This window comes from Hydrogenovibrio sp. JE_KL2 (assembly GCF_009296185.1).
In the GTDB taxonomy this organism is placed as follows: Bacteria; Pseudomonadota; Gammaproteobacteria; order Thiomicrospirales; family Thiomicrospiraceae; genus Hydrogenovibrio.
Map to the genome: position 1 here is coordinate 62,810 of NZ_WBJR01000007.1, position 6,250 is coordinate 69,059.

Genomic DNA, 6,250 nt, shown 5'->3' on the forward strand with positions numbered 1-6,250 from the left:
TTTACTATCTAAAGATTAAAAAAAGCCGCGATTGCGGCTTTCTTTAGGGTTACTGCATTTTATAACCGCATTTACCTTCTTGTGCTTGATCTTTGTCTTTCTTCATAGATGCGCCACAGTTTCCGTGTCCATCCTTCTTCATTGACGCACCACAGTTACCTTGGCCGTCCTTCTTCATTGACGCACCACAATTACCTTGGCCGTCCTTCTTCATTGACGAACCACAGTTACCTTGGCCGTCCTTCTTCATTGACGAACCACAGTTACCTTGGCCGTCCTTCTTCATTGACGAACCACAGTTACCTTGCGCTGCTGCAACTTGCTGATAACCACCTTCCAAGGTCTTAAATTCAAACGGGTTTTCCCCAGCCATTGCCGAACCAGATACAGCCACTGCTGCTGATGCGCCAGCCAACTTTAAAAAATCTCTTCGTGAGCATTTAGACATGGTATCCTCCAAAAAATGATACGTGCTTAAAGGTTGTGAATGTAAAAATGTTTGCCAAGGCTTTACCTGCGGCATGACTGACATTCCTAACTAACTAGACCCAATAAAACCGATTTTATTTCAAATAAAGTAAACTATTTTAAACCCTTCTTCAAACTGAAAATGACTGATGAAAGATTATGAGTAATGCACTGGAAGAAAAAAAGCGTCTGATCAAACTACTTGAAGCGTTGGACAAAAAGCCTTCCCAAAAAGTGCAACTGACAGAAGAACAAGCCAAACAACTTGCGCAGACTATTAAAAAGTTACTTAAAAAGCACCTTCATTAAACTCAGGGTCTAAGCAGACCTGCTTCCACTTGTTTCTTGGCTTCAGAACCAACCAACAACTCAATCAAAGTCAAAGCGAAGTCCATAGCCGTTCCAGGGCCACGAGAAGTAATGATATTGCCGTCAATGACAACGGCTTCTTCTAGATAGGTCATATTTTCAGCAGGAACTTTATCTATATGCCCTGGGAAGCTAGTTGCTTTCTTATTGTCCAACAGCCCAGCAGATACCAGTACTTTGGGAGCAGCACAAATAGCACCTATAAGAGCTTGCTTCATTGACATACTAGTAAGGAAATTTCGCAGCGCTACACTATCATTGAGGTGATTGGCGCCTGGCAGTCCACCCGGTAAGACAACCATATCAAAATCAGCAGCATCTACATTATCGATAGAGCTATCTGCGACGAGTTTAACTCCGCGACTAGCTGTGATAACAAGATTATCATCCAAGCTAACAGTAACCACTTGAACACCGGCTCGTACCAGCAGATCGATAATGGTAACCGCCTCTAGCTCTTCACAACCTTGAGCAAGCGGTACCATTACCTTTTTGGTCATTACTTAGTACCCATTTGCTGAGTGAAGTACATACCTTTCAACAAGCTCAACGCTTCATAAAGCTCGAAGTCATTCGCCAATAGGCTATCAAGGTCGTTTTTGTCTTTCGCTGAACCAGATTTTGACTTGGTGTCATTTAACAAGTGGCCTGACAAATCTTTCTCTTTGATACGAGCAAATTCAGCAGCTTTTAGCTTTTCAACTTTTACTCGATCAATTTCGACATCTGGAACAATTCCTTTAGCTTGGATCGAACGCCCGCTTGGTGTGTAGTAACGTGCGGTAGTTAATTTAATAGCTCCACCATTATTCAAAGGCATCAAAGTCTGAACGGACCCTTTCCCAAAACTGGTTCTACCAGCAATCAAAGCACGTTTTTGATCTTGAAGCGCACCTGCAACGATTTCAGATGCCGATGCTGAACCTTCATTAATCAATACTACCATTGGTCTACCATTTAGAGCATCACCCTTCTCAGCTTCAAAGCTCAACTGGGAATCTTTGACTCTTCCTTTGGTGTAAACAATCAATCCAGAGTTTAGGAAGGTATCAGCAACCTGAACGGCGGCGCGAAGAACGCCACCAGGGTTATTTCTTAAATCCAAAACCAAACCGTTAAGAGGTTTTTTATTTTCTTTCTCTAACTTCTTGATTGCCTTTAACAGATCAGGACCTGTTCTTAATTGGAATTGACTGATACGAACATATCCCATTCCATCAGGCAACAGCTTTTGCTTAACACTGGTGACTTTGATGACCGCACGAGTCAGTTCCAACACAATCGGCTTAGCAACACCTTCACGAACAATTGTCAGTTTGATTTTTGAGCCCGGCTTCCCTCTCATGATCTTAACGGCTTCTGCCAATGTTTTCCCTTTGACCGGCTCATCATCCAGCTTAATGATTAAATCACCTGCTTTTACCCCTGCTTTCTCGGCTGGCGTATCGTCAATTGGAGAAACCACTTTGACAAAACCATCTTCTAGACCAACTTCCATTCCCAAACCACCGAATTCACCAGTGGTATGCTCTTCCATTTCTTTGAAATTTTCAGGCGAAAGGTAGGCAGAATGCGGATCCAGGCTAGACAGCATGCCACTAATCGCGCCCTCCAGCAGTTTCTTGTCGTTGACAGGCTCTACATAGTCTTTAGAAATACGTTCAAAAACTTCCACAAATGCACGTAGCTCATTCAACGGCAATTGAGAAATAACTTTTTCAGATGGAGTTGTCGCCGGTTGTTTAGCATTATCAGCAAACACGCTGGAGGTAAGCACGATAAAAGCACCCAAAATTGCCCCGGTACTTAACCATAAACCTTTTTTTGCCCAAGAAACTTTCACAGAGAACTCCATTTGTTTTACGTTTTTTCTAGTTTAAACATATATCTGTATTCAAAAATTCTCTCCAATTATAAGTTAACTTTTGATGACAATAGAGAAGTATTTCATTAGAATTACAATAGTTATTGATTTTTAACGCAAAAAAATGGTGAAAATACATGGAAGAAATTAGCCCTCTGGCGATGAAAGAAGAAAACATAGAAAAGGCGTCTAAGGCATTAAAAGCGATGGGGCATCCCTTAAGACTTAAAATTCTTTGCGTTCTAGGCAACAATGAAATGCCTGTTATGGACATTGTTTCAAGAGTCGGAACAACCCAGAGCAATATCTCCCAGCATATTGATATTCTAAGAGAAAAAGAAATCATCACCTCTCGACGTGAAGGCAGTAAGATTTTATGCAAGGTAAGAGACAACCAAATCTTGAACCTACTTGAATCAATGCAACAAACTTTCTGCCAAGTATAGACTAGCTATTCATTTTTAATCTGATTTCAAAATTGAGTCTTGAAGCATCAACGCTTTGAGACTCAGACTCCTTGCTTGCTTCATCCCCATTCTCAGAAATATTCACCTTAGAAGAATTGTCACCATTATTGTCATTCTCCTGCTTCAATTGCTGTGAGGCCTGGATTTCCATCTGTACTGCTTGCGCATGAACTCTCAAATCCTGAGAAGATGGATCGGATGGCGCCAACGCAGCTCTTTGAATAATCCGAGCTTTTTGAATAGTCGCCGCCGGATCACCTTGAACAGGAGAGGTATCTATTCCAACCTCTCCACCGACAGCATAACGCCGGCCATCAGGGCCTATTTGATAAGTGTAAGAAGCACCGCTGGTAGCGTAACCTCCGGATGCACTTAGATGTGCTTGTTCATGATCTTTTACATGCTGATCACGGCTTTTCAATTCTAAAATAGCTTGTTGATAAGCCTGCAATTGCTGCAACTCTTTCTGCTTTGGAGCGGAAGAAGATGAACTGTCATTGGAATTATTTGAAGACGAAGAAGAATCTGAAGGTCCGTTTTTACTAGAATTTTGTGCTACTGAAGACACATCAACGAACTTTGAAGAAATCGTTCGAAGGTCAGAACTGGAGAGTAAATGTAAACTGGCTGGGCTACTTGTTGATATGTCCATAACTGCGTCCAAGTGCCTGATTAATATGATTTTATTTTACATCCTTTTAGATATTACTCACAACCATATTTCTTCCAGAGTCTTTTGCTTCGTATAAGGCTTCATCTGCAAGCGCTATTGCCTTATCAAGGGAATCTCCTTTACAGCTCACACCTTGACTGACTGTAAACTCCACTTCAACCGAAGCATATGATTGCGTCTCTATTTCTTGGCGAAAGCTTTCACTAAGCGACAGAACCTTTTCTTTGGAAGTACACTCTCCAAAAACAATGAACTCCTCCCCACCGAAACGCGCCACCAAAGCATTTGAAAATACAGCGCTCAAATAAGATGCGGTAAAGATGATTGCCTGATCCCCTACTTGATGCCCATATTTGTCATTCACTTGTTTGAAATGGTCAATATCGGCCATTATTAGGAAAAAGCTTTTGCTCTCGTGCTTGTACTGCTTAAAAAGGGTTTCAGCTTTCTCAAAAAAGGCACGTCGATTATAAATTTGCGTTAGGCCATCGATTTCTGAAATGCGTTTAATATCTTTATATGCCTGACTTTGCTCAAGGTTCTTTTTGACCCTCAAATAAAGTTCCTCTGGCGAATAGGTGTCTGATAATAAATCACCAACCCCATATTTCATCAATTTAATTGACTGATTAAGTTTGCCATTCTGCTCAATAGCTAGAAGTGGAAGATCATGATCTGAAAACTTCTTTCTGATTTCGCGTACAAAATCATAAACACTGATTTTACGCTCATCAGAAAGGCGTTCAACAATCATCAAATCGGGAACCCCGGTTTCCAAAGCTCGAATGACATCAGAATAATCTTCAAAAACCTTTAATTGATAACGTTGTATTCTGAGAAGCCCCTGAGATCTTTGAATAAATTTGATGTTATCCGATACAATCCAAATGTGTTTTTCTGGATTTTTTAACAATGCTTGCACACTTGAAACAGCGTAATCAATCGAATTTTGACCATCTTTAATGACATAATCAGCAACATGTGCGTCAAATACCCTGTCTCGTACAGCTTCACTATATGAGCCGGTAAATACAACTGTCGTTACCTTGTATTCTTTGAGTAAATCAACAACCTCATAATTACTTGAATCAGGCAGCGTTAAATCCGTCAAACAAACACGGATGTCTACGTCCGTTTCTAACTGGTTCTTTGCTTCTTGCAATGTATGAGCCAATACAATTTCCGATTTAGGACAGCAATTCGATAAGCGAGCTTGTAACAGCAATGCCATCGACCTTTGATCCTCTATCAACAGTATTTTCTCGTCTAACACAAGCTTGGCCCAAAATAAAAATATGAAAAATAACTTATTTTGACTATTATACTAATCAAAATAATAAAAAATATTTCATTACAAGAAAGTTTAGTTAAAAAAATATGTGAACCTATGCAGAGTCAAGTACAAAGAGCTTCAGAGATACTCAGCCAAATTACCGTACCCACGGTTCCAGAAGAGCTTTTACTTTTAAAAGAAGAACTCCATCGAAAATATCCAAACACGGTTACAATTGCTAACCTAATAAGCCACAATCCCGAACTTCTTGTAAATTTCTTAACGCTAGTCAACACAAACATTACTTCAGAAAAAAATGAAATTAAGGATGCCAAAGCGGCTGTAAACCTTCTCGGGTTGGATGAAATCTACAATATATTCTTATCCTCCAGCATTACTTCTGTACTGGCACAATCCGATTTAGAAAAGTCCATACTCATGCACGGTGCAAAAGCAGGATTGGCGTCAGCTGAACTTTCCTACTGGGTATATGACATATCAAGATCAGAAGCTTACATGGCTGCGCTTATGCAAAACATTGGCGCGGTTTATCTATCCAGAAAATACCAAGAAGAATACGAAAAGATATTTAATGCACAATTAAGCAATCCGGTCAGTTCCTATATTCGAGAAATAGAAATGATAGGAACTAGCCATTGTATTGTTGGAGGCATCATCAGCAGGCGTTGGAATATATCCCCTGATATCTATAAAGCCATATTGTTTCATCACGATATGGACTTTTCTAAGCAGACCCATTCAAACACCAAGGTAAAGCATCTCACCGCACTGATTATCCTAGGAAACTATACTGTCAGTGCCAGTCTAACTGAGCAGTACATCACCCAAGAATTAAAAGAATACAGAAACACTGCAAAGAGTGTCTTGGAACTACCTGATAATGCATTCAAAGCTGCATCCGCTGCAGTACAAAAATGGGGCAACAACCCCGGTCTTGTAAGCGGTAGTCATTAAGGAATTACAAGCAAAAAAAAACCACTCGCTAGAGTGGTTTTCGGAATATAAGCTTGGAGATGACCTACTCTCACATGGCACCTGCCACACTACCATCGGCGCTGAGACGTTTCACTACTGAGTTCGGAATGGGATCAGGTGGTTCCATCTCGCTATGGTCC

8 protein-coding genes and 1 rRNA gene are annotated in these 6,250 nt (G+C 40.6%); 3 read left to right on the top strand and 6 right to left on the bottom strand.

The window, feature by feature from the left end:
- Positions 1–49: 49 nt before the first annotated feature.
- Positions 50–448 (bottom strand): twin-arginine translocation signal domain-containing protein, encoded by a 399-nt coding sequence (locus F8R13_RS11280; RefSeq protein WP_152834652.1) that lies wholly within the window; start codon positions 446–448, stop codon positions 50–52.
- Positions 449–627: 179 nt separating this feature from the next.
- Here F8R13_RS11280 and F8R13_RS11520 point away from each other — a divergent pair, with 179 nt between their 5' ends.
- Positions 628–777, top strand: a complete 150-nt coding sequence (locus tag F8R13_RS11520) for a hypothetical protein (RefSeq protein WP_172967760.1) — start codon at positions 628–630, stop codon at positions 775–777.
- Positions 778–779: 2 nt separating this feature from the next.
- On the opposite strand, the gene F8R13_RS11285 is transcribed toward F8R13_RS11520, so the two are convergent.
- Together F8R13_RS11285 and F8R13_RS11290 are read right to left on the bottom strand one after the other, a co-directional pair.
- On the bottom strand, positions 780–1,322 hold the full coding sequence (locus tag F8R13_RS11285) for a DJ-1 family glyoxalase III (RefSeq protein WP_253806446.1): 543 nt from the start codon (positions 1,320–1,322) through the stop codon (positions 780–782).
- 14 nt (positions 1,323–1,336) lie between these two features.
- Positions 1,337–2,692: a S41 family peptidase gene (locus F8R13_RS11290; protein ID WP_152834656.1), complete on the bottom strand. Its 1,356-nt coding sequence runs from the start codon at positions 2,690–2,692 to the stop codon at positions 1,337–1,339.
- A 146-nt stretch (positions 2,693–2,838) separates the two neighbouring features.
- Here F8R13_RS11290 and F8R13_RS11295 point away from each other — a divergent pair, with 146 nt between their 5' ends.
- A complete protein-coding gene (locus F8R13_RS11295) occupies positions 2,839–3,147 on the top strand; it encodes a helix-turn-helix transcriptional regulator (RefSeq protein WP_029907527.1) in 309 nt (102 codons plus the stop codon).
- A gap of 1 nt (position 3,148) precedes the next feature.
- On the opposite strand, the gene F8R13_RS11300 is transcribed toward F8R13_RS11295, so the two are convergent.
- Entirely contained in the window at positions 3,149–3,820 is a 672-nt protein-coding gene (locus tag F8R13_RS11300; protein WP_152834658.1) for a putative metalloprotease CJM1_0395 family protein, read from the bottom strand.
- 46 nt (positions 3,821–3,866) lie between these two features.
- On the bottom strand, positions 3,867–5,072 hold the full coding sequence (locus tag F8R13_RS11305) for a diguanylate cyclase (RefSeq protein WP_152834660.1): 1,206 nt from the start codon (positions 5,070–5,072) through the stop codon (positions 3,867–3,869).
- Between the two features lie 81 nt (positions 5,073–5,153).
- Here F8R13_RS11305 and F8R13_RS11310 point away from each other — a divergent pair, with 81 nt between their 5' ends.
- Positions 5,154–6,089, top strand: a complete 936-nt coding sequence (locus tag F8R13_RS11310) for an HDOD domain-containing protein (RefSeq protein WP_253806447.1) — start codon at positions 5,154–5,156, stop codon at positions 6,087–6,089.
- A gap of 51 nt (positions 6,090–6,140) precedes the next feature.
- Here the strand turns inward: F8R13_RS11310 and rrf are convergent.
- Positions 6,141–6,250 (bottom strand): 5S ribosomal RNA (rrf, locus tag F8R13_RS11315); the annotation flags it as partial.